Origin of the sequence: Pseudomonas sp. HY13-MNA-CIBAN-0226 (assembly GCF_040310305.1) — a bacterium.
GTDB lineage: Bacteria > Pseudomonadota > Gammaproteobacteria > Pseudomonadales > Pseudomonadaceae > Aquipseudomonas > Aquipseudomonas gregormendelii.
Map to the genome: position 1 here is coordinate 106,139 of NZ_JBEOPS010000001.1, position 26,804 is coordinate 132,942.

At 60.3% G+C, this 26,804-nt stretch carries 22 protein-coding genes and 1 pseudogene; 7 read left to right on the forward strand and 16 right to left on the reverse strand.

Annotation, left to right across the window (positions count from 1 at the left end; genetic code table 11):
* Nucleotides 1–161: 161 nt before the first annotated feature.
* Nucleotides 162–791 carry a glutathione S-transferase gene (locus AAEZ05_RS00465; RefSeq protein WP_045060010.1) on the forward strand — a complete coding sequence of 210 codons (630 nt, stop codon included), beginning with the start codon at nt 162–164 and terminating at the stop codon, nt 789–791.
* A gap of 83 nt (nt 792–874) precedes the next feature.
* On the opposite strand, the pseudogene AAEZ05_RS00470 reads toward AAEZ05_RS00465, so the two are convergent.
* Both AAEZ05_RS00470 and rloA2 read right to left on the reverse strand, forming a co-directional pair.
* A pseudogene (locus AAEZ05_RS00470) lies at nt 875–1,005 on the reverse strand (two-component system response regulator CreB); the annotation flags it as partial.
* Between the two features lie 74 nt (nt 1,006–1,079).
* Nucleotides 1,080–1,586, reverse strand: a complete 507-nt coding sequence (gene rloA2, locus AAEZ05_RS00475) for a retropepsin-like aspartic peptidase RloA2 (RefSeq protein ID WP_350646432.1) — start codon at nt 1,584–1,586, stop codon at nt 1,080–1,082.
* Between the two features lie 310 nt (nt 1,587–1,896).
* Between rloA2 and yihG the strand changes: the two genes are divergently transcribed.
* Nucleotides 1,897–2,784 (forward strand): 1-acylglycerol-3-phosphate O-acyltransferase, YihG family, encoded by an 888-nt coding sequence (gene yihG / locus AAEZ05_RS00480; RefSeq protein ID WP_045059917.1) that lies wholly within the window; start codon nt 1,897–1,899, stop codon nt 2,782–2,784.
* A gap of 1 nt (nt 2,785) precedes the next feature.
* Here the strand turns inward: yihG and AAEZ05_RS00485 are convergent, their stop codons facing one another.
* Entirely contained in the window at nt 2,786–3,343 is a 558-nt protein-coding gene (locus AAEZ05_RS00485; protein WP_205892084.1) for a DUF2780 domain-containing protein, read from the reverse strand.
* A gap of 328 nt (nt 3,344–3,671) precedes the next feature.
* Here AAEZ05_RS00485 and AAEZ05_RS00490 point away from each other — a divergent pair, with 328 nt between their 5' ends.
* From AAEZ05_RS00490 to AAEZ05_RS00500, 3 genes are read left to right on the forward strand one after another with little or no spacing between them, the layout of a single operon-like run.
* Nucleotides 3,672–4,265, forward strand: a complete 594-nt coding sequence (locus AAEZ05_RS00490) for a fasciclin domain-containing protein (RefSeq protein ID WP_082069185.1) — start codon at nt 3,672–3,674, stop codon at nt 4,263–4,265.
* A gap of 56 nt (nt 4,266–4,321) precedes the next feature.
* Nucleotides 4,322–4,966 (forward strand): sigma-70 family RNA polymerase sigma factor, encoded by a 645-nt coding sequence (locus AAEZ05_RS00495; protein ID WP_350598885.1) that lies wholly within the window; start codon nt 4,322–4,324, stop codon nt 4,964–4,966.
* On the forward strand, nt 4,963–5,637 hold the full coding sequence (locus AAEZ05_RS00500) for an anti-sigma factor (protein ID WP_350598883.1): 675 nt from the start codon (nt 4,963–4,965) through the stop codon (nt 5,635–5,637). Before AAEZ05_RS00495 ends, AAEZ05_RS00500 begins: the two co-directional genes overlap by 4 nt.
* Nucleotides 5,638–5,776: 139 nt before the next feature.
* Here the strand turns inward: AAEZ05_RS00500 and fdhA are convergent, their stop codons facing one another.
* The 8 genes from fdhA to AAEZ05_RS00540 form a co-directional block, all read right to left on the reverse strand.
* The gene (fdhA, locus tag AAEZ05_RS00505; RefSeq protein WP_045059914.1) at nt 5,777–6,976 is read right to left on the reverse strand and encodes a formaldehyde dehydrogenase, glutathione-independent; all 1,200 of its coding nucleotides are present in this window, start codon (nt 6,974–6,976) and stop codon (nt 5,777–5,779) included.
* Between the two features lie 209 nt (nt 6,977–7,185).
* On the reverse strand, nt 7,186–8,043 hold the full coding sequence (purU, locus tag AAEZ05_RS00510) for a formyltetrahydrofolate deformylase (protein WP_122841212.1): 858 nt from the start codon (nt 8,041–8,043) through the stop codon (nt 7,186–7,188).
* A gap of 156 nt (nt 8,044–8,199) precedes the next feature.
* On the reverse strand, nt 8,200–8,832 hold the full coding sequence (locus tag AAEZ05_RS00515) for a sarcosine oxidase subunit gamma (protein ID WP_045059912.1): 633 nt from the start codon (nt 8,830–8,832) through the stop codon (nt 8,200–8,202).
* A gap of 145 nt (nt 8,833–8,977) precedes the next feature.
* Nucleotides 8,978–11,995: a sarcosine oxidase subunit alpha gene (locus AAEZ05_RS00520; protein WP_045059911.1), complete on the reverse strand. Its 3,018-nt coding sequence runs from the start codon at nt 11,993–11,995 to the stop codon at nt 8,978–8,980.
* Nucleotides 11,992–12,321, reverse strand: coding sequence for a sarcosine oxidase subunit delta (locus AAEZ05_RS00525; RefSeq protein WP_350646433.1), 330 nt, complete (start codon nt 12,319–12,321; stop codon nt 11,992–11,994). Before AAEZ05_RS00525 ends, AAEZ05_RS00520 begins: the two co-directional genes overlap by 4 nt.
* Nucleotides 12,322–12,335: 14 nt before the next feature.
* Nucleotides 12,336–13,586: a sarcosine oxidase subunit beta gene (locus AAEZ05_RS00530; protein ID WP_007947735.1), complete on the reverse strand. Its 1,251-nt coding sequence runs from the start codon at nt 13,584–13,586 to the stop codon at nt 12,336–12,338.
* Nucleotides 13,587–13,609: 23 nt separating this feature from the next.
* The gene (gene glyA, locus AAEZ05_RS00535; protein ID WP_045059909.1) at nt 13,610–14,863 is read right to left on the reverse strand and encodes a serine hydroxymethyltransferase; all 1,254 of its coding nucleotides are present in this window, start codon (nt 14,861–14,863) and stop codon (nt 13,610–13,612) included.
* 282 nt (nt 14,864–15,145) lie between these two features.
* On the reverse strand, nt 15,146–15,862 hold the full coding sequence (locus AAEZ05_RS00540) for a TraX family protein (RefSeq protein ID WP_350646434.1): 717 nt from the start codon (nt 15,860–15,862) through the stop codon (nt 15,146–15,148).
* Between the two features lie 132 nt (nt 15,863–15,994).
* Here AAEZ05_RS00540 and AAEZ05_RS00545 point away from each other — a divergent pair, with 132 nt between their 5' ends.
* Entirely contained in the window at nt 15,995–17,035 is a 1,041-nt protein-coding gene (locus tag AAEZ05_RS00545) for a threonine aldolase family protein (RefSeq protein WP_045059907.1), read from the forward strand.
* 211 nt (nt 17,036–17,246) lie between these two features.
* Here AAEZ05_RS00545 and gbcB read toward each other — a convergent pair whose 3' ends face one another.
* Entirely contained in the window at nt 17,247–18,347 is a 1,101-nt protein-coding gene (gbcB, locus tag AAEZ05_RS00550; protein ID WP_045059906.1) for a glycine betaine monooxygenase reductase subunit, read from the reverse strand.
* 295 nt (nt 18,348–18,642) lie between these two features.
* Here gbcB and gbca point away from each other — a divergent pair, with 295 nt between their 5' ends.
* Complete coding sequence (gene gbca, locus AAEZ05_RS00555) at nt 18,643–19,938, forward strand: glycine betaine monooxygenase oxygenase subunit (protein WP_045059905.1); 1,296 nt, start codon at nt 18,643–18,645, stop codon at nt 19,936–19,938.
* A 695-nt stretch (nt 19,939–20,633) separates the two neighbouring features.
* Here the strand turns inward: gbca and etfB are convergent.
* From etfB to dgcA, 4 genes are all read right to left on the reverse strand, one after another.
* Complete coding sequence (etfB, locus tag AAEZ05_RS00560; protein ID WP_045059904.1) at nt 20,634–21,404, reverse strand: electron transfer flavoprotein subunit beta; 771 nt, start codon at nt 21,402–21,404, stop codon at nt 20,634–20,636.
* 15 nt (nt 21,405–21,419) lie between these two features.
* The gene (gene etfA / locus AAEZ05_RS00565; RefSeq protein WP_350646435.1) at nt 21,420–22,640 is read right to left on the reverse strand and encodes an electron transfer flavoprotein subunit alpha; all 1,221 of its coding nucleotides are present in this window, start codon (nt 22,638–22,640) and stop codon (nt 21,420–21,422) included.
* Nucleotides 22,640–24,592 carry a dimethylglycine demethylation protein DgcB gene (gene dgcB, locus AAEZ05_RS00570; RefSeq protein ID WP_045059902.1) on the reverse strand — a complete coding sequence of 651 codons (1,953 nt, stop codon included), beginning with the start codon at nt 24,590–24,592 and terminating at the stop codon, nt 22,640–22,642. Before dgcB ends, etfA begins: the two co-directional genes overlap by 1 nt.
* 142 nt (nt 24,593–24,734) lie before the next feature.
* Nucleotides 24,735–26,795 (reverse strand): dimethylglycine demethylation protein DgcA, encoded by a 2,061-nt coding sequence (dgcA, locus tag AAEZ05_RS00575; RefSeq protein ID WP_045059901.1) that lies wholly within the window; start codon nt 26,793–26,795, stop codon nt 24,735–24,737.
* Nucleotides 26,796–26,804: the final 9 nt, after the last annotated feature.

Sequence of the window (26,804 nt, forward strand, 5' to 3'; positions counted from 1 at the left end):
GAGCGGACTTGCTCGCGAAAGCGGTATATCAGTCGACATCTGTGTCGGCTGATATACCGATGGCGGTGCGTCAGTTACATCAATTTCAGATGTGCTACCGTCATCGCGGGCAAGCCTTGCTCCCACCGCTGCCTGCCACCACCACTGACCGAGACGCCGCCATGTCCACCCCGACCATGACCCTCTACCACAACTCCCTCTCGCCTTTCGTACGCAAAGTCATGGTGCTGCTGCACGAAACCGGTCAACAGGACCGAGTCGCCCTGCAAAACTGCGTGCTCTCCCCAGTCGACCCAGACCCGAGCCTGATCAACGACAACCCCCTGAGCAAAATCCCCGCCCTGCGCCTGGCCGACGGCAACGTCATCCACGACAGCCGGGTGATCCTCGATTACCTCGATCACCAGCACGTTGGCAATCCGCTGATCCCCCGCGAAGGCTCGGCCCGCTGGCGCCGCCTGACGCTCGCCTCCATGGCCGACGGCATCATGGACGCCGCCGTGCTCACACGTTACGAAGTGGCCCTGCGCGCCCCGGAAAAACACTGGGATGCCTGGCTTGACGGCCAGCGCGACAAAATCCGCCGCGCGCTCGCATTGCTTGAAGCAGAGGCCATCGCCGAGCTGACCAGTCATTTTGATGTGGCGGCGATCAGTGTGGCTTGTGCCCTTGGTTATCTGGATCTGCGCCATCCGGACCTGGCTTGGCGCGAGCCTAATCCGCAGCTGGCAGCGTGGTATTTCGAGGTGAGCCAGCGGCCTTCGATGTTGGCCACAATGCCCAAGGTTTGAATTTCAGTTCAAAGTAATGGCCTCAAAAGATGGTCCGATTGGGGGCTGAACGGTTTGACTACGTAATCGTCGGCACCGATTTACAGCCCTACCACGCGATCGATTTCCGCATCGCGGGCGCTGAGGAAAATCAGATAAAGCCCTCGCCCTGCAAGGCGAATATCAGGGTATCAGCAATGGCGGCTTCGTCTTCGACCAACAGGATATGGGGCATGGCGTGCGGGCCCGTCAGTTAAGTGGGGGGAACGGTGAACCATGGTGGATGCGACGTCAATCGGCAGCCAATGCTCAGCAATCAGGCTTATCCGCGGTAAAACGCCGAGCTGGATTCACCGCCGCACCAAACTCACGCAGCGCCTTTGCCCCAATCAACAACGGATAGTTAAAACTGCTGCGATCCGTCAAATTGACCTCAACCGTGCGCTTGACATTACCCAGGCACAGCTCCAGATCCACCACCGGACGCTTGGTCGGCGCCGCCGACTCATCATCGTCCGCATCCTCTTCCGAGCGGGTCTTGATCTTGCTGATCCGCGCAATCTTGTGCTCGTAGACCTTATTGCTCGCATCCTTGGTCGCAAGGCGGAAACGCACCCACTCATCACCGTCACGGGTGAAGGTCTTGATGTCTTTGGCCGACAGCGACGCGGTCAGGGCGCCGGTGTCCATTTTGGCCTTGAGCACTTCGCCGCCGATTTCCGGCAGCGCGATGTATTCGTAGCGACCGTACAGGGTCGGCTCGGCGGCCATCACTGGCAGGGCCACCAAGGTCAGCAGGGCGAAGAGGGATTTCACGTAGTGGGCATCCTTGAAAAGTGGGCAGCGCAATTTTAGACAGCCAGTGGGCAATTCGTTCGTTCTAACGATCGCGTCGCGGGCAAGCCCGCTCCCACAGGGTTTTGGGTGGTTCAAAAAATCTTGCACACCTCAATCTACTGGGGCGCGGGATTGCCCGCGAAGAGGTCGGATCAATCACCACAAGACCTGAGGACCGTTAATGAGGTCAAGCATACCGCCAGCCAGGTGAAACATTCGTCATCACCGATTTGGCCTCGCGCCCGAAGCTGCTTATCATGACGCGCCCAAATGATTTCAAGAGTGACTTATGCGCCGACTGCTCACCGGCTGTTTCGTTACCCTGCTGCTGTTGCTCAACACCCTGGTCCTGTTCGGGCCGCTGATGGTGTTTGCCTTGCTCAAGCTGGTGCTGCCAGGGCGCCTGCGCGACTACGCGTCGGGGGCGGTGATGTGGATCGCCGAGACCTGGGCGGAAGTCGACAAGCTGATCTTCCGGCTGTGCATCCCCACGCAATGGGACATCCGTGGCGGCGATAACTTGCGCACTGACACGTCCTATCTGGTGATCAGCAATCATCAATCCTGGGTCGATATTCCGGCGCTGATTCAGACGCTGAACCGGCGCACGCCGTTCTTCAAGTTTTTCCTCAAGAAAGAACTGATCTGGGTGCCCTTCCTGGGGCTGGCGTGGTGGGCACTGGATTACCCGTTCATGAAGCGCTACACCAAAGCCTTCCTGGCAAAGAACCCGGAGCTTGCCGGCCAGGATCTGAAAATCACCAAGGCGGCCTGCGAGCTGTTCAAGCGCCAGCCGGTGACGGTGGTCAATTACCTGGAAGGTACCCGGTTCACTGCCGCGAAAAGCGCCCATCAGCAATCACCCTTCACCCACCTGCTCAAACCCAAGGCGGGCGGTGTGGCGTTTGTGCTGGCGGCGATGGGCGAGCAGCTGGATGCGATTCTCGACGTCACCGTGGTCTATCCGCAGCAGAAAATCCCGGGCTTCCGGGACCTGATCAGCGGCAACTTGCCGAGGGTCATCATCGACATCAACACCCGCGAACTCGACCCCGCGCTGTGGCAGGGCGATTACGAAAACGATCCGGTTTTTCGCGAAAAAATCCAAAACTGGGTCAACCAGCTCTGGATCGAAAAAGATCAGCGCATCGACGCCTTGCGCGCCGGGCGCCGCTGAATCAGGTGCCGGTACCTGCGCCCCAGATGCTGCCGAGGCTTTGTAGCAGCGAACCACCAACGCCTTGTTGACCGAGGTATTGCAGGATCAAGGGGGCAAACTGGCCGATCATGCCGGTGTCCATGCCCAGGGCGCTGAACGCATTGTTCAGGTCGTTGGTGTCCTTGACGGTGCCCAAGGCATTGTCCAGCCCTGCCGCCTTGCCGTTCGAGCCGAGCAAACCGGCCAACGCGCCCAGCTCACCACCGCCCGACAACTTGTCGATCCCCGGAACGCTTTTGGCCAGTTCGGAATAGTCGGTCGAACTCAGCTGATTCTTCGCCAGGCCCAGCATCGCCGCGGCGCCACCGACGGCTTGCTCGGGTTTTACATTCAACTGCGAAGTCAGCGCGCCGAGCAGACCCGCCGTTTCCGAGGTCGGCGCCGCTTTAGTGGCCGCATCACCGCCCTGCATGCTCGACGCCGCTTTGGTCAGATCGTCCAGGGTGAACCCGGCGAACACCGGGCTGGCCGCCAGGGTCATGAGCGAAGCCAGTGCAAAACCGCGTGAAATCTTCATCGAGACAACCTCTTTAGGCATAAACCGCCCACCCATGAGCGGCGAAAAGCTGTGCGTTCGACTGGTTTCCCGGAGGATTGTTCCCGCATCTGTAAGCCTGTCGCAGCTTCTGTAGGAGCTGCCGAAGGCTGCGATCTTTTGATCTTCAGCGCATTCAAGCCCGCCCAAAATCAAGATCAAAAGATCGCAGGCTTTGCCAGCTCCTACAAGGTCCGGCGTTGTGACCCGTAAAAAGAGTTTCTTCGTGGTGCATCCAGTCTAGACCCGGCCGCGTATATCAAGCACGGACAGACATTCCTGGCCGATTCCCTCCTCAAGGATCACTACCATGAAACGCACTTCGATGAAAACGCCGTTGATTGCCAGCCTGCTGACCCTGGCCCTTGGCGGCGGATCCGTCCTGAACACCGTGCAAGCGGCAACCATGAGCCATGACGCGGTGATGGTCGGCGGCCAAAGCATGCTGCCGAGCAAAGACATCGTCGACAACGCGGTGAACTCCTCAGACCACACCACGCTGGTCGCCGCCGTGAAAGCCGCCGGCCTCGTCGACACGCTCAAAGGCAAAGGCCCATTCACCGTGTTCGCACCGGTCAATTCGGCCTTTACCGCCCTGCCCGCCGGCACCGTCGATACGCTGCTCAAACCTGAAAACAAGGCCACCCTGACCAAAATCCTCACCTACCACGTCGTCGCCGGCAAACTCGACATGATGACCCTGACCGAGAAGATCAAGGCCGGTGGCGGCAAGACCGAACTCACCACCGTCGCTGGCGGCAAGCTCTGGGCGATGATGAACGGCCCGCACAACATCACCATCAAAGATGAAAAAGGTGATGTCGCCGATATCACCACCTACGACGTGTACCAGTCAAACGGCGTGATTCAGGTCATCGACAAAGTGCTGATGCCGAAAGGTTGAGTTGTACCGCCGGCCCTGCGCATCAGGGTCGGCGGATTTTTCCGAGGTGTCTGCCCGTGAATGGAACAACTGCGCGCTGTGAACTAACCTCTGCCTGCAACCGGCACCGCACGCAGCCTCACCTCACCACCTCGACTGATTGGAGAACCGTTATTTCCATTGCCGACACCGATCAGCTCAGGCAGCTTCTGGCCCAGTGTTCGCTGGGTGACCGCCGCGCATTCGAGACGCTTTACCGCAGTGTCGGCCCGCGTTTGCACGGTATTGCCCTGCGGTTCATGGGGCGTCAAGACCTGGCCGAAGAAGTGCTGCAGGAAAGCTTCGTGCGCATCTGGAAAAACGCTTCGCGCTATGAGGCACATCTGTCGGCGCCGCTGACCTGGATGGTCAACATCACCCGCAATCAAGCCATCGACCAGCTGCGCAAACACCGCGACCGACCGTTGACCGATCTCGAAGAACAGGCGCTGGTGGATGAAAGTCCATCCGCCCACGAATTATTAAACACCGCACGCGAGGCCAATGCCTTGAACCGCTGCCTGGAAAGCCTCGACGGCATGCAGCGTCAATCGATCACCGTCGCCTACTTTCAAGGGCTGTCCTGCTCGGAACTGGCGGAACACCTGGCCGCGCCGCTGGGCTCGGTCAAATCCTGGATCCGCCGTGGTATGGAGCGCCTGCGCAGGTGCCTTGAATCATGAACTATCAAACCCCGAGCCTGCGCCGAGCCCTCGCCGCCGACTACGCCATTGGCTTGATGCCAGCAGCAGCTCGTCGGCGCTTTGAACAGTTGCTGCTGGAAGACGCGGCATTACGCGCAGAACTGGCGCACTGGCAGGACAGTCTCGCCAGCCTGACCGAAGCATTGCCCGAGCAACCGGTGCCGGAACGCGTGTGGCAAGGCATCACGGCGCGCATCGACCCACAAAAACTGTATGTGCCACAGAAGCGTTCCTTCTGGAACTGGATGCGGGTGACGGCGGCGTTGTGTTCGCTGGTGGTCGTCGTGTTCCTGAGCGTGCTCTACAACCGTGATGAAGCGCGGTACAGCGCGACATTGCTGGCGGCCGATTCGCAACCGGCGCTAAGGGTTCAGGCCCACGACAACTATCTGCAAGTGGAGCCGCTGGCGTTGGCTGCGATTGATCCGGGACGCAGCCTGGAGTTGTGGGCGATACCGGCGAATGGCAAACCGATTTCCCTCGGCGTGATTCCGGCGGGTGGCAAGGGCAAGGTTGAGCTGAGCGATGCGCAAAAGGTGCTGATAGGCAAGCCGATTGCGTTGGCGGTGAGCCTGGAGCCCAAGGGGGGCTCGCCGACCGGGCAGCCGACGGGGCCGGTGTTGTATCAAGGGTCGTTGGCGGTGTTGTGAGCAAACGAAAAGATCAAAAGATCGCAGCCTTCGGCAGCTCCTACAGGGTTACGCGTTCGGCATAGAAGCTGCCGAAGGCTGCGATCTTCTGATGTAAAAACGGCGACCCTGAGGTCGCCGTTTTGTTTTGCGTAACCGTTTACGCCGCGCTGAACAACTTGTGCGGATCAATCACAAACTTCTTCGGTACACCTGCATCAAACTCGCCGTAACCTTCCGGTGCCTGATCCAGGCTGATCACCTGCACGCCCACCACTTCGGCAATGTTGATACGGTCCCACATGATCGCCTGCATCAGCTGGCGGTTGTACTTCATCACAGGCGTCTGGCCGGTGTGGAAGCTGTGGGATTTAGCCCAGCCCAGACCAAAGCGAATGCTCAGGCTGCCCATTTTTGCTGCGGCATCCACTGCACCTGGATCTTCGGTCACGTAAAGGCCCGGGATGCCGATTTTGCCGGCAACACGAACCACGCCCATCAACGAGTTGAGCACCGTGGCCGGAGCCTCGTGTTTCGCACCATCGTGGCCATGACCGCGCGCTTCGAAGCCGACGGCGTCTACGGCGCAGTCTACTTCAGGCTCGCCCAGCAATGCGGCGATCTGTTCGTGCAGCGGGGTGTCCAGGGACAGGTCGGCAATTTCGAAGCCCTGGGCCTTGGCGTGTGCCAGGCGCACGGTGTTGACGTCGCCGATGATGACCACAGCGGCGCCCAGTAGACGAGCGGAAGCTGCAGCGGCCAGGCCGACTGGACCCGCGCCTGCAATGTACACGGTGCTGCCCGGGCCAACGCCGGCAGTGACTGCGCCGTGGTAACCGGTCGGCAGGATGTCGGAGAGGCAGGTCAGGTCACGGATTTTTTCCATCGCGCGATCGCGGTCAGGCAGTTTCAACAGGTTGAAGTCGGCGTAAGGCACCAAGGCGTATTCAGCCTGGCCGCCGGTCCAGTCGCCCATGTCGACATAACCGTAAGCACCGCCCGGACGTGCCGGGTTAACGCTGAGGCAGACACCGGTGTGCATTTCCTTGCAGGAACGGCAGCGCCCGCAAGCCACGTTGAACGGCACGGACACCAGGTCACCGATTTGCAGGTTCTCGACGTCGCTGCCCTTCTCAATCACTTCACCGGTGATTTCGTGCCCCAGCACCAGGCCGGTTTGAGCGGTGGTCCGACCGCGCACCATGTGCTGGTCGGAACCACAGATGTTAGTGGACACCACGCGCAGGATCACAGCGTGGTTGATCTTCCTGCCGCGCGGGTCCTGCATTTTCGGATAGTCAATTTTCTGTACTTCGACCTTGCCAGCGCCGAGATACACCACACCACGATTGCCAGACATGCTTTCACCTCGCTGTTGTTTTTATGTCGCACTCACGTCGCCTTGTAGCGGCGGCGCGTTGATTGCTCGGGTTATTGCCTGTGGGTCTTGTGTCTTGTGTTGTGTTTGAGGGCCTCATCGCGGGCAAGCCCGCTCCCACAATGTTAGGGTTGTGCACATTTTCTGAGCGACCTCAGCCCTGTGGGAGCTGGCTTGGCAGCGATAGCGATTTAAAGAACGACGGTGCGATTGGCGTTCAGGAACACCCGCCGCTCAATGTGATAACCCACCGCTCGCGCCAAGGTCAGCCCTTCGATATCCCGCCCCTTGGCGATCAGGTCTTCCGGGTAGTGACTGTGATCCACGGCCTCCACGCCCTGGGCAATGATCGGCCCTTCGTCCAGGTCGTTGTTGATGTAGTGCGCCGTGGCGCCCACCAGTTTCACACCCTTGTTGTAGGCCTGGTGATACGGCTTGGCGCCCTTGAAACCGGGCAACAGGGAGTGATGGATATTGATCGCCTTGCCATCGAGCTTGCGGCACAGCTCCGGTGACAGGACCTGCATGTAGCGCGCAAGAATCACCAACTCCGCACCGCACTCTTCGATCACTTGCCACACCTGACGCTCTTGCGATGGCTTGTCGTTCGGGTCGAGCGGGAAGTGGTAGTAAGGAATCTGGTGCCAGTCGGCCAGCGGCTTGAGGTCCGGGTGATTGGAGACCACTGCGGCCACGTCCATGGACAGTTGGCCAATGCGTTGGCGATAGAGCAGATCGTTGAGGCAGTGATCGGCCTTGGACACCATGATCACCACTTTTGGCCGATAGTTCGGCGCAGTCAGTTCGAAGATCATGCCGAACGCTTCACCGCGCTCCTGCAAGCCGGCGCGGAATGACTGTTCATCGAACCCGTCAGGCTGACGGAATTCCACCCGGATGAAAAACCGTCCCGAGAGCCGATCATCGAAGGAGTGGTGCTCGGTGACGTAGCAGCCCTGCTCGAAAAGAAACCGCGTCACCGCGTCCACGGTGCCGAGGACGCTAGGGCAGTCGGCGGTCAGAATCCATGTGTCTGGGGCGCGGCTCATAGTGCAGTGACTCCTGAGGTATCGGTAAACGACGCTACCTCTGTAGGAGCGAGCTTGCTCGCGATGGGCGCCAACGATAACGCGTACTGCCTGGGTTAACGCGTCGTCCTCAAGTCCATCGCGAGCAAGCTCGCTCCTACAGGTGAGCGGTTGTGATCAAGCCTGGACGCTAAGGCCGTACTCGGCTGCGGCATCCTGCAACCACAACCACCAGTAATCAGAGAAGCTGCGACGGATCAGCAGCTCCCAGGTGTCTTCGGCGGTATGGCGGATCACCAGTTGCGACTTGGCGAACACCGTGCCCACGGCCTTGCCCACCGGGAAGCTGTTGGGGTGCACGTCGTAGCTGGTCGATTTCATCAGGACCTGGCGCACATTCGGGCCGCTCAGTTCGAGGATCTGCTGGCCGCCGCTGACGTTGACGATCTGGATGTGCAAATCACCCAGCGCTTCACGCAGCTTTTGCTCGGCGGCAAATTCTTCACCGGTCGGCACGATCAGCAGCCACTCATCCGGCCCCATCCACTGCAGGCTGGTCTCGCCCTTGACGATAACGCTCAGAGCGCCCGGCAATTCAATGCCGAGGGCCTTGTGCACCCCTTCGGAAAACGCGGCATCGTGGCCATCGCCACGGATGGTCAGGTGGCCGAGGAGTTTCTTCTCACGCACGATCACGCCGGCATTCTTGCGACCCTTGCCTACCAGGCTGGCGAGGTCGGCATGATGCAACGACGACTCGGCCTTGGCGCCGGTGGTTGGGCGTTGTTGGTACACATTGGCTGCGGTCATAAAGCACCTGTTCCTGAATTCTGTTGGTTCCTGTGGTGGCTGCACTGCCGTCATCGCCAGCAGGCTAGCTCCCACATTCAACCGCGTTCCCCTGTGGGAGCTAGCCTGCTAGCGATTGGTAGCCCGCCCACAGATCTCGAGGTCATCAAATGTTCTGGCGCTCGCCCTTCGGATCAAAGAACACCGAAGAAACGATTTCCGCCTCGATCACGCTGCCATCCGCCAGCGGGGCGAACACTCGCTCGCCCATGCGGTTCAGGCCGCCCTTGACCACGCCCATGGCAAACGAATAGCCCAGGGAGTTGTGCGCGTAGCTGGAGGTCACGTGGCCGACCATGCTCATCGGGATCGCCTGCTTGGTGTTGAACACCAGCTGCGCACCCTCAGGGAGCCATTTGGTCGGATCGATCGGCTTCAGGCCAACCAGCTGTTTGCGTTGATCGCGCACACAATCCTCGCGGTTCATGCCGCGCCAGCCGATCCACGAGAACGGTTTGGTGCGACCGACACACCAGCCCATGTTCAGGTCATCCGGGGTCATCGAACCGTCGGTGTCCTGGCCGACGATAATGAAGCCCTTCTCGGCCCGCAGAACGTGCATGGTTTCAGTGCCATACGGGGTCAGGTTGTACTGCTTGCCCGCCTCGACGATTTTCTCCAGCACGCCCATCGCGTAGTCGGCTTGCACGTTGACTTCATACGACAGCTCGCCGGTAAACGAAATCCGGAACACCCGCGCCGGGACGCCACCGACCAGGCCTTCTTTCCAGGTCATGAACGGGAAGGCTTCGTTGCTCAAGTCGATGTCCGTGACCTGGCTGAGCAGCTTGCGGCTGTTCGGGCCGGACAGGGTCATGGTTGCCCAATGGTCAGTCACTGAAGTGAAGTACACCTTCAGGTCTGGCCATTCGGTCTGCTGGTAAATTTCCAGCCACTGCAGTACCCGAGCGGCGCCGCCGGTGGTGGTGGTCATCACAAAATGGTTGTCGGCCAGGCAAGCGGTCACGCCATCGTCGAAAACCATGCCGTCTTCTTTGCACATCAGGCCGTAACGCGCCTTGCCCACATCGAGCTTGGTCCAGGCGTTGGTGTAGATGCGGTTGAGGAATTCGCGGGCGTCCGGGCCCTGGATGTCGATCTTGCCCAGGGTCGAAGCATCCAGCAGACCGACGCTGTCGCGCACGGCCTTGCATTCGCGCTTGACCGCGGCATGCAGGTCTTCACCGTTTTTCGGGAAATACCATGGGCGTTTCCATTGGCCGACGTCTTCAAACTCGGCGCCGTTTTTCACGTGCCAGTGATGCAATGCAGTAAAACGCACAGGCTCGAAGATGTGCCCACAGTGACGACCGGCTACGGCACCGAAAGTCACCGGCGTGTAGTTGGGACGGAACATCGTGGTGCCCATCTGCGGGATGGTGACGTTCAGCGAGCGGGCGGCGATGGCCAGGCCGTTGACGTTACCCAGCTTGCCCTGATCGGTGCCGAAGCCCAGTGCGGTGTAGCGTTTGACGTGCTCAACCGACTCGAAACCTTCGCGGGTCGCCAGTTCGATGCCACCGGCGGTGACGTCGTTCTGGAAGTCGACAAATTGCTTGGGTGCACGGGCCGAATTCTTCTCGTGGGGCACCTGGAACAGCGCCAGGGTTGGCTCTTCGAGGCGGCTCAGGGCTTTAGGCAAAGTACCTTCGACCACCCCGAAACCGGCTTCGCTGGCGGCACGGGCGCCACCTTCAAAACCATCGGCCAGGGAATCACCCAGACCGTAGACGCCATTGATACCGCCCACGCAGACGCGCTTTTGCGGTGCCTCGCCCGGTACAAAACCGAGGATGTCTTCACGCCAGGTCGGCTTGCCTCCCAGGTGCGACGCCAGGTGCACCACCGGGCTGTAGCCGCCGGAGCTGACCACCAGGTCGCAGTCCAGCCATTCGCCGGGGCTGGTGACCTTGTGCCCTTTGACGTCAATGGCAGCAATGCGCGCGCCAGTCACGCGCTTGGTGCCGCGAGACTCGATCACGGCACTGCCGGTCAGGATGCGAATGCCTTTGGCGCGCGCCTCTTCCACCAGCGCGCCGCGCGGATTGCTGCGCGCGTCAGCGATAGCCACGACTTGCAGGCTGGCATCGAGCCAATCCAGCGCCACGCGATAGGCGTGGTCGTTGTTGGTGCTCAGGACCAGCTTTTTGCCGGGTGCGACGCCATACCGGCGAACGTAAGTCGAGACGGCACCGGCAAGCATGTTGCCCGGCACGTCGTTGTTGCCGTAGACCAGCGGACGCTCGTGAGCACCGGTCGCCAGCACCACGCGCTTGGCGCGGACGCGGTGAATGCGTTGACGCACCTGGCCGATCGGAGCGCGGTCGCCGAGGTGATCGGTGAGACGCTCGTGAATGGTCAGGAAGTTATGGTCGTGGTAACCGTTGACCGTGGCACGCGGCAACAGCAGCACGTCAGGGGTGTTCTTCAGTTCGTCGATGACGCTGGCGATCCATTCCACGGCAGGCTTGCCGTCGAGGCTTTCGCGGGAATCGAGCAGGCTGCCGCCGAACTCTTCCTGTTCATCGGCCAGGATCACCCGGGCACCGCTGCGCGCAGCCGCCAGTGCCGCGGCCAGGCCAGCAGGGCCACCGCCAACGATCAGCACGTCACAGTGCTGGTTCATGTAGTCGTAGGTGTCCGGATCGTTCTCGGTCGGCGATCGACCAAGACCTGCGGCCTTACGAATGTACTTCTCGTAGGTCATCCAGAACGATTGCGGGTACATGAAGGTTTTGTAGTAAAAGCCCGGCGGCATCAGCTTGCCGCCGACCTTGCCGAGAATGCCCATCATGTCGTTGTTCACGCTTGGCCAGCCGTTGGTGCTGGTGGCGACCAGGCCTTGATACAGGGCCTGTTGCGTGGCGCGTACGTTGGGTATCTGCGTGGCTTCGGTCGCGCCGATCTGCAGCACTGCGTTCGGCTCTTCAGCGCCTGCGGCGAAGATGCCGCGTGGGCGGGAATACTTGAAGCTGCGACCGATGATATCCACGCCGTTGGCGATCAGCGCGGCGGCCAGGGAGTCACCTTCATAGCCCTTGTAGCTCTGGCCGTTGAACGTGAAGCTCAGCACTTTGTTGCGGTCGATGCGTCCGCCGTTGGACAGGCGATTGATCTGGCTCATACCTTCTCTCCCAGAACCGTGGCGGCCGCTTTCGGGCTGTCGGTCTTGTCGGTGAATTGTGGCTTGGTGCCGATCTTGTAGGTTTCGAGAATTTCGTAGGTCACGGTGTCGCGGGTGGCGTTGAAGTACTGACGGCAACCGGCGGCATGAATCCACAGCTCGTGGTGCAGGCCGCGAGGGTTATCGCGGAAGAACATATAGTCGCCCCACTCCTCGTCGGTGCAGGAGGTCGGGTCCAGTGGACGCGGGATGTGCGCCTGGCCGGATGCGTGAAATTCCTCTTCGGAGCGCAGCTCGCCGCAGTGAGGACAGAAGATATGCAACATGGGGATTTCTCCTGTTAGTGGGCAACCGCAGCAGCGCCGTGTTCATCGATCAACGCACCGTTGTGGAAACGGTCGATGGAGAAAGGTGCAGCCAATGGGTGCATTTCACCCTTGGCCAGGCTCGCGGCAAATACGTTGCCCGAGCCAGGTGTTGCCTTGAAGCCACCGGTGCCCCAACCGCAGTTGAAGAACATGTTCGGCACCGGGGTTTTTGAAATGATCGGGCAGGCGTCCGGCGTGGTGTCGACGATGCCACCCCACTGCCGGTTCATGCGCACGCGGGACAACACCGGGAACATCTCGACGATGGCCTGGATGGTGTGCTCGATCACCGGGTACGAACCGCGCTGGCCGTAGCCGTTGTAGCCGTCGATACCGGCGCCGATCACCAGGTCGCCCTTGTCGGACTGGCTGATGTAACCGTGTACGGCGTTGGACATGATCACGCTGTCGATAATCGGCTTGATCGGCTCGGACACCAGCGCTTGCAGCGGGTGGGATTCGATCGGCAGCCGGAAACCTGCCAGCTTTGCCATGTGCCCGGAGTTACCGGCTGTCACCACGCCAACGCGCTTGGCGCCGATGAAGCCCTTGTTGGTTTCCACGCCGATGCATACACCGTTTTCCTTGCGGAAGCCGATCACTTCGGTCTGCTGGATCAGGTCCACGCCCAGTGCATCGGCGGCACGGGCAAAGCCCCAGGCCACGGCATCGTGACGGGCCACGCCGCCGCGACGCTGGACAGTGGCGCCCATCACCGGGTAGCGAGTGTTTTTCGAGCAGTCGAGGTACGGAATCTCATCGGCCACTTGCTTGGCATCGAGCAGTTCACCGTCCACGCCGTTGAGGCGGTTGGCGCTGACCCGACGCTCGGAATCACGGATGTCCTGCAGGGTGTGGCACAGGTTGTAGACGCCGCGCTGGGAGAACATCACGTTGTAGTTCAGGTCCTGTGACAGGCCTTCCCACAGTTTCATCGCGTGTTCGTACAGGTGCGCCGACTCGTCCCACAGGTAGTTGGAACGAACGATGGTGGTGTTGCGCGCGGTGTTACCGCCGCCCAGCCAGCCTTTCTCGACCACGGCCACATTGGTGATGCCGTGTTCCTTGGCGAGGTAGTAGGCGGTCGCGAGACCATGCCCGCCACCACCGACGATGACCACGTCATAGACCTTTTTAGGGGTCGGCGTGCGCCACATTTTCTGCCAGTTTTCGTGATGGCTGAGGGAGTGTTTGAAGAGGCCGAAGCCCGAATACCGTTGCATAGTCATTTACTCCAAAACCGCGCTCAGCGATAAACCGGGAAGTCCGCGCACAGGGCCGTCACTTGCTGGGCAACATTTGCTTCTACGTCGGCGTCGCCGAGGTTGTCGAGGATGTCGCAGATCCAGCCGGCCAGCGTGACGCACTGCGTCACCTTGAAGCCGCGAGTCGTCACCGCCGGAGTGCCGATGCGCAGGCCAGAGGTCACGAACGGCGACTGTGGATCGTTCGGGACAGCGTTCTTGTTCACGGTGATGTGAGCGCGACCGAGTGCTGCATCCGCTTCTTTGCCGGTAAGGCCCTGACGAATCAGGCTGACCAGGAACAGGTGGTTATCGGTGCCGCCGGACACTACATCGTAGCCGCGATTGATAAATACGCCGGCCATGGCCTGGGCGTTGTCGATCACTTGCTGCTGGTACGCCTTGAAACCTGGCTCCAGCGCTTCCTTGAAGCACACGGCCTTGCCGGCTATCACGTGCATCAGCGGGCCGCCCTGGCCGCCGGGGAACACGGCAGCGTTGAATTTCTTTTCCAGCTCTTCGTTGGCCTTGGCCAGGATCAAGCCACCCCGTGGACCGCGCAGGGTCTTGTGGGTGGTGGTGGTGACGACGTCGGCGTATGGCAGAGGGTTCGGGTACAGCCCGGCAGCGACCAGGCCGGCGACGTGCGCCATGTCGACGAAGAAATAGGCACCGACTTTGTCAGCGATCTGGCGGAAGCGCGGGAAGTCCAGAGTCTTGGAGTAGGCGGAGAACCCGGCGATGATCATTTTCGGCTTGTGCTCGACCGCCAGGCGCTCGACTTCGTCATAATCGATCAGGCCGGTGGTGGTGTCGATGCCGTACTGCACGGCGTTGTAGAGCTTGCCGGAGAAGCTGACCTTGGCGCCGTGAGTGAGGTGACCGCCGTGGGCCAGGCTCATGCCAAGCACGGTATCGCCTGCGTTCAACAAGGCCAGATAGACAGCGGCGTTAGCCTGGCTGCCGGAATGCGGCTGGACGTTGGCGTAATCGGCACCGAAGAGTTGCTTGGCGCGCTCGATGGCCAGCGCTTCAACCTTGTCGACGTGCTCGCAGCCACCGTAGTAGCGCTTGCCCGGGTAGCCTTCGGCGTATTTGTTGGTCAGGCCGCTGCCTTGCGCTTCCATCACGCGTTTGCTGGTGTAGTTTTCGGACGCGATCAGCTCGATATGATCTTCCTGACGTTGCTCCTCGGCATTCATCGCCGCCAGCAGTGCATCGTCGTAACCCTGGATCTGGTCTTGCTTGCTGAACATCGCGTCTCTCCCAGCGGCATCTATGCGCCATTCGTCTCGGTGAGGCACTGGTGTTGCGACAGTGCCCTTTGATGCGATGGTATGACCGGCGCAGACAGGCCAAATGCCTACGGACGCCACGCAAAGGTGCGTTTACGACATGGGCGGAAATGGCATGCCGAACACGATCCTCAAATCAACGAAAAACCCTGTGGGAGCTGGCTTGCCAGCGATGGCGGTGGGTCATCCACCATCAATGCCGGATGTGACGCCGCTATCGCTGGCAAGCCAGCTCCCACAGGGTTAAGCGATGATTTCGCGGACGAGTAACAGCACAAGGAAATGCAGCGGATACAACGCATACGCCCAGCGTCGCATCGGCGCAGGCTTGAGATGTTTGGCATGTCGCAACAAGACCATCCCCAGCCATGGCGCGATCAGACAAGTGACAATGCCCCAGATGGCGGCGACATTGCCAAACTGCGCCGCCGGATACAGCACCTGCCATTGATTCGCCGCCAGGCCCACCACCCCAGGCAACAGGCTGTAATACCAGGGCCGCCTGATCACCAGCAGCATCGCCAGCGGCAACAGCACGCCGAAGAACCCGAACATCAGTCGTTCCGGGAACAATGCAGCCAGTACCAATGCACCCAGCGCGAGTAGACGCGATTCCAGCGTTTGCTGCTGCCAGCCGCGCGCCACCAACAACCCTAGTACCAGCGTGGGCAGCACGTTCAGCGTGTCGGGCGCCGGCATGAAGAGCCGATACGGGATCTCGCTGATGGCGCTGAACACCACCAACCACGACAGATACCGCCACGGAGTGCCGGCGCGGGATGCGCCCATCCGCGCCAGGTTCGCAGCCATTGCCAGGCAGAACCATGGGAACGCCAATCGCCCCGGCGCAAACAGGATATCAATGGAATAGCCGACATATCGCAGGTGATCGAGCACCATGCTCAAAAGCGCCAGCCACTTGAGCAGATCGAGTGCACCATCGCGCTGAGTCATGTGCATAATTGTCCGCCAACGCTGTATTTTTTCGAAAGCAACATCCCGTGTGCTCCCCGGACGATCTTCGGTAAAGTGCGCACCATCATTGACCACGAATGCTCTTCACCATAAGAGCTTCGATCACGGAAGCCGGCCATGACCGACAAGAGCCAACAATTCGCCAGCGACAACTATTCCGGTATCTGCCCTGAAGCCTGGGCTGCCATGGAGCAGGCCAACCACGGCCACCAGCGCGCTTATGGCGACGATGAATGGACCGCACGCGCGTCCGATCAATTCCGCAAACTGTTCGAAACCGACTGCGAAGTGTTCTTTGCCTTCAACGGCACCGCTGCCAACTCCCTGGCCCTGTCGTCGCTGTGCCAGAGTTACCACAGCGTGATCTGCTCGGAAACCGCCCACGTCGAGACCGACGAATGCGGCGCGCCCGAATTCTTCTCCAACGGCTCCAAGCTGCTGGTTGCGCGCACCGAAAATGGCAAGCTGACCCCGGCATCCATTCGTGAAGTCGCTCTCAAGCGCCAGGATATTCACTACCCAAAACCCCGCGTAGTGACCCTGACCCAGGCCACCGAAGTCGGCAGCATCTACACCCCTGAAGAAATCCGTGCCATCAGCGCCACCTGCAAGGAGCTCGGCCTGAACCTGCACATGGACGGCGCGCGATTCTCCAACGCCTGCGCCTTTCTAGGCTGCTCTCCAGCGGACCTGACTTGGAAGGCCGGTGTCGACGTGCTGTGCTTTGGCGGTACGAAAAACGGCATGGCGGTGGGTGAAGCGATCCTGTTTTTCAACCACAAACTGGCCGAAGACTTCGACTACCGCTGCAAGCAGGCCGGGCAGTTGGCCTCGAAAATGCGCTTCCTCTCGGCCCCCTGGGTCGGGATCCTGGAAAACGACGCCTGGCTCAAATACGCCCGCCACGCCAACCATTGCGCGCAATTGCTGGCCGAGCTGGTCAGCGATATTCCAGGAGTGGAACTGATGTTCCCGGTGCAGGCCAACGGCGTGTTCCTGCAACTGTCGGAACCGGCCATCGCCGCACTGACCGCCAAGGGCTGGCGCTTCTACACCTTCATCGGCAACGGCGGCGCGCGCTTCATGTGCTCGTGGGACACCGAGGAGGAACGGGTACGTGAATTGGCGGCGGACATTCGCGAGGTCATGTCCCGCTAAGCTTTCCCTCTGCAGGTCTGCGCAGCTACCTGCTTGTGGACCTGCGCACCTGTAGGAGCCGTAGGAGCTGTCGAGTGCAACGAGGCTGCGATCTTTTGATTTTGGTTTTAAAGTCAAGATCAAAAGATCGCAGCCTCGTTGCACTCGGCAGCTCCTACAGATTTCGTCATCCATGGTCCGCAGGGTCAATCAGCAGTCATCACCACGCCGATTAAAACTCAATGCGCACGTCCCCTTTCGGCACGCTGCAGCACGACAGGATGAACCCTTCCGCTTCGTCCTCTTCGGTAATTCCGCCGTTGTGGTCCATTTCCACCTCGCCCCCCAATTTCAACACCTTGCACGTACCGCAAATACCCATCCCGCAGGCCTTCGGAATCAGCAAACCGAGCTTGGCCGCCGCCGCATGCACGGTTTCACCGGGCGCCACACGAATGCTCTTGCCGGACGAGATAAATTCGACCTGATGCAGATCCGCCAAATCAACTTCCGGCGCGTCGGCAGCAATTTCCGCCTGCTCCACCGCATCCGCCCGGGCTTCCGGTGGCGTCGCACCGAAGGATTCTTCGTGATAACGCGACATGTCGAAGCCGACCGCTTCAAGCATGCGCTTGACCGCATTCATGTACGGCGTCGGGCCGCAGCAGAACACTTCGCGCTCCATGAAGTCGGGTGCCATCAGCTCCAGCATCTTGTGGTTCAGGTAACCGCGATACCCCGCCCAAGGCTCACCCAGACCATGCTTCTCGCATATCAGGTGCAGGCTGAAGTTGTCGATCCGCGACGCCATGTGTTCGAGCTCACGGTGGTAGATGATGTCCTTGGGTGAACGGGCGCTGTGAATGAACACCATGTCGACGTTGCCGTTGGTGTCGTAGAACCAGCGCGCCATGGACATCACTGGCGTGATGCCGACCCCACCGCTGAGGTACAAGACCTTTGGCGCGGTAAAGTCCATGGCGTTGAACAGCCCGACCGGCCCGTGCACCGCCAGCTCCTGGCCTTCGTGCAGAGTGTCGTGCAACCAGTTCGAGACCTTGCCCCCCGGCACGCGCTTGATGGTCACGGAGAAGCTGTACGGCACAGAGGGCGAGCTGGAAATGGTGTAAGAACGCATGATCGGCACGCCTTCGATTTCCAGCTCCAGGGTAACGAACTGCCCCGGCTTGAAAAAGAACAGGATCGGCTGGTCTGCCATAAAGCAGAAAGTGCGCACGTCCCAGGTTTCCTGGATGACTTTGACGCAACGGACGATGTGTCGACCATTGGCCCAGGTCTGGGTGGTTACCGGATTCAGGAAGCTGTTGGACATGCTGTTCTCCACCGCCGATGGTCGGCCTTATGTTGGCGATTCTGCGTATAGCGCGAACCACCCATTTACCTATCTGCGACATTCACATACTTATCGCGACCAGCCCTTGGTTACCGGGGGTTGCGCGTCGGGAACAGATTGGGCCATGTCGCCCATGGATAAGGTTCTGGGCAGCGCCGGCCCCACACTCGCTCCACACAAAGACAGATTCTTTACACCTTGCGTAGCAAACCCGCTAAACCGGCCACATAGCCACTTTCGCCGGCCACACAGAATGGCCTTGAGGATCAAATTGATGGACGTCACCGCAAAAATCAGCCTGGGCGATCCGCTGGAACCCGCACGCAAGGCCACCGCACAGATGCTGCAAGAGCGCGAGCGCACTTTCTCGCTGCCGCAGCCGTTTTACTCTGACGAGCGGCTGTTTGATATCGACATGCAGGAAATTTTCCAGAAGGAGTGGTTGATCGCCGGCATGACCTGCGAGATCCCGACCAAGGGCAACTACCTGACCCTGCAGATTGGCAAGAACCCGATCATCGTGATCCGCGGTGCCGAAGGTGTGGTGCATGCGTTCCACAACGTCTGCCGTCACCGGGGTTCGCGTTTGTGCACCAGCGAAAAAGGCAAGGTCGCCAAGCTGGTCTGTCACTACCACCAGTGGACCTACGAGCTGGACGGCCGCCTGCTGTTCGCGGGCACCGAAATGGGTGCAGACTTCGACATGAAGCAGTACGGCCTCAAGCCGGTGAACGTGAAGACTGCGGGCGGCTACATCTTTATCAGCCTGGCGGAAAATCCGCCGGCCATCGATGACTTCCTGTCGACGCTGAACCACTACATGGAACCCTACGACATGGAGAACACCAAGGTGGCGATTACCACCACCCTGGTTGAAAAAGCCAACTGGAAGCTGGTACTGGAAAACAATCGCGAGTGCTACCACTGCAACGCCTCGCACCCGGAACTGCTCAAAACCCTGCTGGAATGGGACGACGTCACCGACCCGCGAGCCGACCAGGGGTTCAAGGACCACGTGGCCGCCTCGGCCGCTGCCTGGGAAGCCGAGAAGATCCCTTACGCGCATGCCAGCTTCGGCCTGCGTAACCGCATCGTGCGCATGCCGCTGCTCAAGGGCACCGTCTCGATGACCCTGGACGGCAAACAGGGCTGCGCAAAACTCATGGGGCGCATCAAGAACCCCGATCTGGGCTCGATGCGCATCCTGCACCTGCCGCACTCATGGAACCACTGCATGGGCGATCACATCATTGTGTTCACCGTGTGGCCGATCAGTGCCCAGGAAACCGTGGTCACCACCAAGTGGATCGTGCACAAGGACGCCGTTGAAGGCGTGGACTACGACGTTGATCGCATGCGCCAGGTCTGGGATGCCACCAACGACCAGGACCGTCGCCTGGCGGAAGAGAACCAGCGCGGGATCAATTCCACGGCTTACCAGCCTGGGCCGTATTCCAAGACCTATGAGTTCGGTGTGGTGAACTTTGTGGACTGGTACAGCGAACGCCTGCTGAACAATCTGGGGGCTGAGCCTGCGCCGTATCTCAAAGGCGTTCCCGTTCAAGGTTGATCAAAGTCAAAAGATCGCAGCCTGCACCAGCTCCTACAGTGACGCGTGCACCGATAATTTATCGGACACAACAAACTGTAGGAGCTGCCGCAGGCTGCGATCTTTTAACGACAACACCCGATTCAAGTTATAACTGTACGAAATATGATCAATTGCGTTCAGAGCTATACAGTGCGCAGCTCGTGGCCTTCCGCCAACAAGTTATCCACATCTCCACCCACAGCAATTGGGGACAACTGTGGATAGGCGGAAATCATTTCCGTATAAACTAAATAAAATCCGTGACTTATCCGAAACATGCGTTTATCGAAGCAACTGATCATTTTTTGATCTAATGCTTCAAAGCCACGCTCTGCCTGGCTCGCAGCGGATCGCAAACACCTTATCCACAGAAGCGCCAACAGACTTCGGGGACAACTATTGGAGATCTGTGGAAAACCAGGGGAAACCACGCTAAATAAGGGATTTCGAAGGATATTCATGTAGATAATGAGAGATTGGCTATTTTTTAATCAAACTCTTGAGAAGCCCGATTTATGGGGCCTGTAGCCGACAGCAAACAACTTATCCACAAAACCGCCAACAGCGATTGTGGGCAAGTAGAAAGCCCCGGAATAACTGGATAGTTTGACGTATTGAAGCCACAGCATCCTCCGGCCCAGAGCTCACGGCTCGCGTGCAGTGGCTGCCAAGCCTTAGCGAACGACGCCTTCTTCGATCAACAACTTGAGGATCGCGTCGGCGGCGGCTTGCGCAGTCAATCCCTTCAAAACCTGCCCGCCCCCACCACTGGCCTTCGCCGTTGCGGCCTTCATGCGATCAGCGCCACTTTTGGCCTTGATCACCTTCAAGCGTTTCGGCCGTGGCTTGGCAGGTTGCAGGGTCGCTACCGCGAGTAACTCATCGTCGAATACCTCGACTTCGTCCGCCTGCAACAAGCCGCGTCGCGCCGGGCCGTAGGCGCTCTGGCGAGGCTTGGGTGCAGCGTTATCCACAGTGGCCAGAAACGGCAGCCGTACTTTAAGGCGACGACGCTGGCCTCGCGGTAATGCCTGCAGCACCATTGCGCAATTACCGTCGATGGATTCAACCTGCGCCAGCCCCACGACCAGCGGCCAGCCGAGACTCTCCGCCAGCAGGAACGGCAGCATGCCCGACCCTTCGCCGGTTTCCGCCTGGCTGCCGGTGAGTACCACCTGGGCGCCGGCTTCATGCAAGTAGGCGGTCAATGCGGGCAATGCATCGGCGCCCTGCGGTTGTTCCAGTACATGCAGTTGCTCAAGACCCATACCCAGATAGGCACGTAAGGCAGGCTCGGCGACGTCGCCTGCGTGCAGGACTTGCAAGTTATCCCCAGCCAGTTGCAAGCCCAGTTCTACCGCGCGCGCATCCTGCTCAGCGCGACGTGGCCGGCCGGAGGTTGGGTGGGCGCCGATGGACACCAGGCTGATGATTTTCGTGCTCATGACCTTTTCCTTCCCTTAAGCCGCATCGCGCTTGGCGTCGTTCCGGTAAGCCGCTACCGCATCGATCAAGGCTTGTAGAATCTCGGCACTCTCGCCGATCACCGACAGGTCGGCCCGTTTGATCATGTCGCAACCGGGGTCGAGATTGATCGCCACCACCTTGTCACAGGCACCGATGCCTTGCAGGTGCTGGATCGCCCCGGAAATCCCCACCGCTACATAGACCCGTGCGGTGACCCAGGTGCCGGACGCACCGACCTGACGCTCGCGCGCCATGAAGCCGTCGTCCACCGCTACCCGCGATGCGCCTTCGGTAGCGCCCAACGCTTGGGCGGTACTGTGGAAAAGTCCCCAGTCCTTGACGCCGTTACCGCCAGAGAAGATGAATTCCGCTTCGGCCATGGGAATCGCTGCCGGGTAGACTGCCACTGCGCCCAGATCTTCGATGCGCGAAAGGCTGCGCGCCACGGCTGTGGATAACTCCACCGGCAAGGCTTCATGACGGCTTTCACTGACCGGCTCGGCGCATTCGACGGCAGCCAGAATCAGGCGCGCAACCGGCCGGGCAAGATCCTGCAGGCCAGCACCGGCACGGCCGATACACTCCTGATCCTTGACCTGCCACACCCGTGTTGCCGGGCGTTCACCCAAGGTTGCGGCAAACCGACGGCCTAGTTCGCCGCCGCCGGTACGGCTGTCAGGCAGCAACCAGTGACGCGGATTGAACTGGTTATCCACAGCCCGCAGGCCCTGCACTCGTTGTTCCGGTGCATAACCGCTGAATTCCTCGCCGTCCAGCACCAACAGGCGATCCACGCCAGCGGTGGCAAATGTGCTTTCCTTGTGTTCACCGAACACCACCGCCAACACCGCGCCGTCCGAGCCAGCCAATTGATGAGCCAGCCCCAGCAAGTCACGGTCGTGACTGCTCAGGCGGCCACCGACCATGTCCGGGACCACGCAAATATAGAACGCCGGCGCAGGCACCTGATGCAGCGGCAATTGTACTTCTACAGCGGCGGTACGCTTGGTCGCCCCACCTTGCTGGGCCCCGCTGCGGTCGATGCGCTTCAGCCCGTTGGGCCCGATAAAGCCGACGCCGTGGGGGTTCTTGCGGATGACCCCGTTAGGCCCCATCCAGCTGTGTTGCGCCGGTTGCATGGCCGCGTGCAGCGGGTGCAAGCGGTTGCGGGCGATCCATTCGGCGCGCGGATCGCGGCGGATAATGTCGCTCATCAGTGGGCCTCCGCAGGTTCTTCATGTTGCACCGGTGCATTGGGCTTGTTCGGCGCCGCCTCTTCGAGCAGCGCGTCGGCCACCAGTTCAGCGATGTCCTTGATCAGCGGTCGCGGTTCGACCACGCCCTCAAGCATCGCGGTGCACTGTGGACAACCGACTGCCACCAGCTCGGCGCCGGTTTCGCGGATGTCTTCCATGCGCATGTCGGGGATTCGTTGCTTGCCCGGGATGTCGGTGATCGGCGCACCGCCACCACCGCCGCAGCAACGGGAACGGAAACCTGAACGCTGCATCTCTTTGACTTCGATGCCAAGGGCACGCAGCACTTCACGGGGTGCCTCGTACTCGCCGTTGTAACGACCGAGGTAGCACGGGTCGTGATAGGTGACGCTGCTGCCTTTGTGCTGGCCGAGGCTGAGGGCGCCGGCACCAATGATTTCTGCCATGTAGGTGCTGTGGTGCTGCACAAGGTAGTTGCCGTCGAAGGCGCCGTACTCGTTCTTCAACACGTGGAAGCTGTGGGGGTCACAGGTGACGATGCGGTTGAAGCTGTACCTGGCCAGGGTCTGGATATTGCGTTTGGCCAACAGCTGGAAAGTCGCTTCGTCGCCCAGTCGCCGTGCCACGTCACCGCTGTCGCGTTCTTCAAGGCCCAAAACGGCGAAGTCGACCTTGGCCGCTTTCAGCACTTTGACAAACGCACGCAGAGTGCGCTGGTTGCGCATGTCGAAAGCACCGTCGCCGACCCAGAACAGCACGTCGACGGATTTTTTCTCGCTCATCAGATTGAGGTTCAAGTCCGCTGCCCAGTTCATCCGCCCTCCCGGGGCGAAGCCGCCGGGATTGTCGGTGGCGATCAGGTTTTCCAGGACTTCGGCGCCCTTGTTCGGGGTCGCGCCTTTTTCCAGGGTGAGATGGCGGCGCATGTCAACGATGGCATCGACGTGCTCGATCATCATCGGGCACTCTTCAACGCAGGCGCGGCAAGTGGTACAGGACCATAGGGTTTCGGCGTCCACCAGACCGTTGACGATCGGCTGATGCGGATTGCCGGCGTGCTCACCGATGGGCTTGCCTGGGTATGGGCTGCCGGCAAAATTGGCATCGGTGCCACCGGCCAGGCCAACGACCATGTCCTGAATCAGTTTTTTCGGGTTCAACGGCTGGCCGGCGGCAAATGCCGGGCACGCGGCCTCGCACTTGCCACACTGTACGCAAGCGTCGAAGCCAAGCAACTGGTTCCAGGTGAAATCCTTGGGCTTTTCCACACCCAGCGGCGCAGTAGGATCGTTCAGATCCAGCGGTTTCAACCCGGTGGAGCGACCGCCGCCAAAGCGCTCGGCGCGACGGTGCCAGGCCAGGTGCAGAGCACCGGCAAAGGCGTGCTTCATGGGGCCGCCCCAAGTCATGCCTAAGAACAACTCGCAGACGCCCCACAACACGCCGACAAACAGGATTGCCGCCAGGATCCAGCCGCCGAAATTTTCCGGGAGGATGCCTGCTACTGGCAGGGTCACCAGGAAAAACGAAGCGGAGAACGCCAGGAGACTTTTCGGCAGGCGCATCCACGGGCCTTTGGACAAACGGGCCGAAGGATTGCGTCGGCGCAGGTAGACGAAAATCGCTCCCACGAACATCACGGCAGTCATCAGCAGCAGTGCATACCCGAGGAAGCGGTTATGCAGGCCGAAACCGTGAACCAGGATCGCCAGCACGGCGGAAGCCACCGCACCACCGGCGGTGGCGACGTGGGTATTGGCGATGTATTTGTCCCGCGCCACCACGTGGTGCAAGTCGACCATGTAGCGCTTTGGCATGGCAAGCAGGCCGCCGATCAGGTCAACTTTCGAAGCCCGGCCCCGACGCCACATGGCCACCCGCCGCAACGCGCCAAGGACAGCCAGGCCCAGGGCGGCAAACAACAGGATTGGAAGAAGGGTGTTCAACATGGTGAAGCTCCCACCAGTACATCTTGGAGAAACGCGTTCGGCGTAGGAGCTGCCGCAGGCTGCGATCTTTTGATCTTGATCTTGAAAACAGGATCAAAAGATCGCAGCCTCCGGCAGCTCCTACACAGGTGACGTCAAAAACTTAGAAATCCTTGCACAGCCGCAACGCGTCATAGATCGCCGCGTGCACGTTGCGCTGGGCTACGCAGTCGCCGATGCGAAACAGCAAGTAGCCGTCGCCGCTCTGTTCCAGGCAAGGCTGCGGCTTGATCGCGAACAGGGCTTCCACGTCGATCTGGCCCTTGTTGCGCGAGCCTTCTTTCATCGCGTAATAGATTTCTTCGTCCGGGCGCACGCCGTTTTCCACGACTACCTGATCCACCACCCGCTCCTCCTTGGCGCCGGTGTATTCGTTCTCCAGCACCGCCACCAGCTTGTCGCCTTCGCGGTAGACCTTCTCCAGCATCATGTCCCCGGTCATGATCACTTCTTTGGGGTACATGCTGCGGTAGTAGGTCGGGAACGATGTGCCGCCAATTGCCACGCCTGGCTTGATGTCGTCGGTAACGATCTCGACCTGGCTGCCTTTGTCCGCGAGGAAGTCGGCGGTCGACATGCCGGTAAACTCGCAAATAGTGTCGTACACCAGCACGTTCTTGCCCGGCGCAACTTTGCCATCAAGGATGTCCCAGCTACTGACCACGAGGCCTTCAGCCGCGCCCCAGTGCTCATTCTGCTCCAGGAAGGGATGACCGCCGACGGCGAGCACGACGACGTCCGGGCGCAGGTCCATAATGGTCGGCGCATCGGCCGCCACACCCAGGCGCAGGTCGACTTTCAAACGCGCCAGTTCCAGCTGATACCAGCGGGTGATACCGGCGATCTGGTCGCGCTGCGGCGCTTTCGACGCCGTGGTGATTTGCCCACCGATGAATTCCTTCTTCTCGAACAGGGTCACGTCGTGGCCACGTTCGGCGGCCACGCGCGCTGCCTCCATACCGGCAGGCCCGGCACCCACTACTACGACCTTGCGTTTGACCCCGGTAGTCTTTTCGATGATGTGCGGCACGCCCATGTATTCACGGGAAGTCGCTGCGTTCTGGATGCACAGCACATCCAGGCCCTGGTATTGCCGGTCGATGCAGTAGTTGGCACCGACGCACTGTTTGATCTGGTCGATCTGGCCCATCTTGATCTTGGCGATCAGGTGCGGGTCGGCGATGTGCGCGCGGGTCATGCCGACCATGTCGACGTAACCGCCTTCGAGAATGCGCGTCGCCTGGTTCGGATCCTTGATGTTCTGCGCGTGCAGAACCGGGGCCTTGACCACTTCCTTGATACCGGCTGCCAGGTGCAGAAACGGCTCCGGCGGATAACTCATGTTCGGGATCACGTTGGCCAGGGTGTTGTGGGTGTCGCAACCCGAGCCCACCACGCCAATGAAGTCCAGCATGCCGGTGTCGTCGTAGTACTTGGCGATCTGCTTCATGTCCTCGTGGGACAAACCATCCGGATGGAATTCATCGCCGCACAAGCGGATGCCGACGCAGAAATCGGGACCGACTTCGGCGCGCACGGCTTTTAATACTTCCAGGCCGAAACGCATACGGTTCTCGAAGCTGCCACCCCACTCATCGGTCCGCTTGTTGACGCGCGGGCTCCAGAACTGGTCGATCATGTGCTGGTGCACGGCGGACAACTCGACGCCGTCCAGGCCACCGGCCTTGGCACGGCGTGCCGCTTGCGCGTAGTTGCCGATAACCCGCCAGATTTCTTCCGGCTCGATGGTTTTGCAAGTAGCACGGTGCACCGGCTCGCGCACCCCGGACGGCGACATCAGTGTCGGCCAGTTGAAGCCGTCCCAGCGCGAACGCCGGCCCATGTGGGTAATCTGGATCATGATCTTGGCGCCGTGCTTGTGCATGGCGTCAGCAAGATTCTGGAAATGCGGAATGATCCGGTCGGTGGACAGGTTCACCGAGCTCCACCACTCCTGCGGGCTGTCGATGGCCACGACCGAAGAACCACCGCAAATGGCCAGGCCGATCCCGCCCTTGGCTTTCTCTTCGTAATACTTGACGTACCGGTCGGTGGTCATGCCGCCGTCGGTCGCGTAGACCTCCGCGTGTGCGGTGCTGAGCACGCGGTTGCGGATGGTCAGTTTGCCGATCTGGATCGGCTGGAACATTGCTTCGAAAGCCATGGCGGGTTC

Excerpts from the sequence above, each read along its gene's own strand:
- AAEZ05_RS00465 (WP_045060010.1), top strand. The coding sequence starts at position 162 with ATGTCCACCCCGACCATGACCCTCTACCACAACTCCCTCTCGCCTTTC.
- yihG (WP_045059917.1), top strand. The coding sequence starts at position 1,897 with ATGCGCCGACTGCTCACCGGCTGTTTCGTTACCCTGCTGCTGTTGCTC.
- AAEZ05_RS00485 (WP_205892084.1), bottom strand. The coding sequence starts at position 3,343 with ATGAAGATTTCACGCGGTTTTGCACTGGCTTCGCTCATGACCCTGGCG.
- AAEZ05_RS00490 (WP_082069185.1), top strand. The coding sequence starts at position 3,672 with ATGAAACGCACTTCGATGAAAACGCCGTTGATTGCCAGCCTGCTGACC.
- AAEZ05_RS00500 (WP_350598883.1), top strand. The coding sequence starts at position 4,963 with ATGAACTATCAAACCCCGAGCCTGCGCCGAGCCCTCGCCGCCGACTAC.
- fdhA (WP_045059914.1), bottom strand. The coding sequence starts at position 6,976 with ATGTCTGGCAATCGTGGTGTGGTGTATCTCGGCGCTGGCAAGGTCGAA.
- purU (WP_122841212.1), bottom strand. The coding sequence starts at position 8,043 with ATGAGCCGCGCCCCAGACACATGGATTCTGACCGCCGACTGCCCTAGC.
- AAEZ05_RS00515 (WP_045059912.1), bottom strand. The coding sequence starts at position 8,832 with ATGACCGCAGCCAATGTGTACCAACAACGCCCAACCACCGGCGCCAAG.
- AAEZ05_RS00520 (WP_045059911.1), bottom strand. The coding sequence starts at position 11,995 with ATGAGCCAGATCAATCGCCTGTCCAACGGCGGACGCATCGACCGCAAC.
- AAEZ05_RS00525 (WP_350646433.1), bottom strand. The coding sequence starts at position 12,321 with ATGTTGCATATCTTCTGTCCTCACTGCGGCGAGCTGCGCTCCGAAGAG.
- AAEZ05_RS00530 (WP_007947735.1), bottom strand. The coding sequence starts at position 13,586 with ATGCAACGGTATTCGGGCTTCGGCCTCTTCAAACACTCCCTCAGCCAT.
- glyA (WP_045059909.1), bottom strand. The coding sequence starts at position 14,863 with ATGTTCAGCAAGCAAGACCAGATCCAGGGTTACGACGATGCACTGCTG.
- AAEZ05_RS00540 (WP_350646434.1), bottom strand. The coding sequence starts at position 15,862 with ATGCACATGACTCAGCGCGATGGTGCACTCGATCTGCTCAAGTGGCTG.
- AAEZ05_RS00545 (WP_045059907.1), top strand. The coding sequence starts at position 15,995 with ATGACCGACAAGAGCCAACAATTCGCCAGCGACAACTATTCCGGTATC.
- gbcB (WP_045059906.1), bottom strand. The coding sequence starts at position 18,347 with ATGTCCAACAGCTTCCTGAATCCGGTAACCACCCAGACCTGGGCCAAT.
- gbca (WP_045059905.1), top strand. The coding sequence starts at position 18,643 with ATGGACGTCACCGCAAAAATCAGCCTGGGCGATCCGCTGGAACCCGCA.
- etfB (WP_045059904.1), bottom strand. The coding sequence starts at position 21,404 with ATGAGCACGAAAATCATCAGCCTGGTGTCCATCGGCGCCCACCCAACC.
- etfA (WP_350646435.1), bottom strand. The coding sequence starts at position 22,640 with ATGAGCGACATTATCCGCCGCGATCCGCGCGCCGAATGGATCGCCCGC.
- dgcB (WP_045059902.1), bottom strand. The coding sequence starts at position 24,592 with ATGTTGAACACCCTTCTTCCAATCCTGTTGTTTGCCGCCCTGGGCCTG.
- dgcA (WP_045059901.1), bottom strand. The coding sequence starts at position 26,795 with ATGGCTTTCGAAGCAATGTTCCAGCCGATCCAGATCGGCAAACTGACC.